The sequence below is a fragment of the Mesorhizobium sp. M2E.F.Ca.ET.209.01.1.1 genome (assembly GCF_004010375.2).
Taxonomy (GTDB): Bacteria; Pseudomonadota; Alphaproteobacteria; order Rhizobiales; family Rhizobiaceae; genus Mesorhizobium.
Genome location: NZ_SADP02000007.1, coordinates 267,014 through 268,332 on the forward strand (window position 1 = coordinate 267,014; position 1,319 = coordinate 268,332).

The 1,319-nt window shown below is 67.6% G+C and carries 1 protein-coding gene; it reads right to left on the reverse strand.

Annotated elements, in window-relative coordinates; genetic code table 11:
- Positions 1–1,319 (reverse strand): cadherin-like domain-containing protein (locus EN852_RS16060; protein WP_189545997.1); only part of this gene is annotated, 1,319 nt, incomplete at both ends.

Below are 1,319 nucleotides of genomic sequence, written 5' to 3' on the forward strand. Positions count from 1 at the left end.
GTCCAGCGGACCATCGGCGCCGAAGTTCGGCGTGAAGGCTCCGGCGAAGCTCGCCGTCGCATTGGTGGCCAAGGTCGTCTCGTCGACCGTCAGTGACACGCTCGTTCCGCTCGCCACGATCGAGGGCCCGTCGTCATTGACGTTGACCGTCAGCGAGGCGCTGGCCTGGTCGCCGTCGCTGTCGGTGACCGTCACCGCGAAGTTCTCGCCGATCGCCTGGTCCGCCGCCCCGGTCTTGGTGGGGTCGGCGTTCGTCACGTTGTTGGCCAGCGTGTAGCTGTAGCTGTAGACGCCGCCGTTCAGCGTCACCGTCAGGTCGCCGTTGTGGCCTTGCACCGTGCCGCCGCTCGTTACGTCGACCAGGTTGCCGTCCTTGTCCGCGATCTCCAGCTTCTGCAGCGTGTCGCCGCCCGTGCTGATGTTGAACGTGCCGGTCGTCGTCTCGGAATTGTCCGTGTTCGGGGCCGGGTCCGCCAGTTCGCCCGTGCCGGCCGGCAGGCCCTTTTCGTCGACCACCGCCTGCGCGTCGACCGCGGGCTCACCACCGGTCGGCGTCACCGTGATCGTCGGTGTCGAGTCCGTCACCAGCGTGATCGTCGCCGTCGCCTCGGACTTGTCCCCATCACCGTCCGTGATCGTGTACTTGAAGCTGACCGGAGCATCTTCGCCCGCAGCGGGCGTATAGGTGAACGTCCCGTTCCCGTTGTTCACCAGCGTGCCCGTGCCGCCCGTCAGGCTGCCCGCGACCAGCGTCACCGTGCTCGACTGCGTGCCGTCCGCGCCGCCGATGTCGTTGGCGAACACGTCGATCGTGACTGGCGCGTTCTCCGTTGCCTGCGTGGCGCTGTCGTTGATCGCATGCGGGCCATCGTCATTGACATTGACCGTCAGCGAGGCGCTGGCATGGTCGCCGTCGCTGTCGGTGACCGTCACCGCGAAGTTCTCGCCGGTCGCCTGGTCCGCCGCCCCGGTCTTGGTGGGATCGGCGTTCGTCACGTTGTTGGCCAGCGTGTAGCTGTAGCTGTAGACGCCGCCGTTGAGCGTCACCGTCAGGTCGCCGTTGTGGCCTTGCACCGTGCCGCCGCTCGTTACGTCGACCAGGTTGCCGTCCTTGTCCGCGATCTCCAGCTTCTGCAGCGTGTCGCCGCCCGTGCTGATGTTGAACGTGCCGGTCGTCGTCTCGGAATTGTCCGTGTTCGGGGCCGGGTCCGCCAGTTCGCCCGTGCCGGCCGGCAGGCCCTTTTCGTCGACCACCGCCTGCGCGTCGACCGCGGGCTCACCACCGGTCGGCGTCACCGTGATCGTCGGTGTCGAGTCGG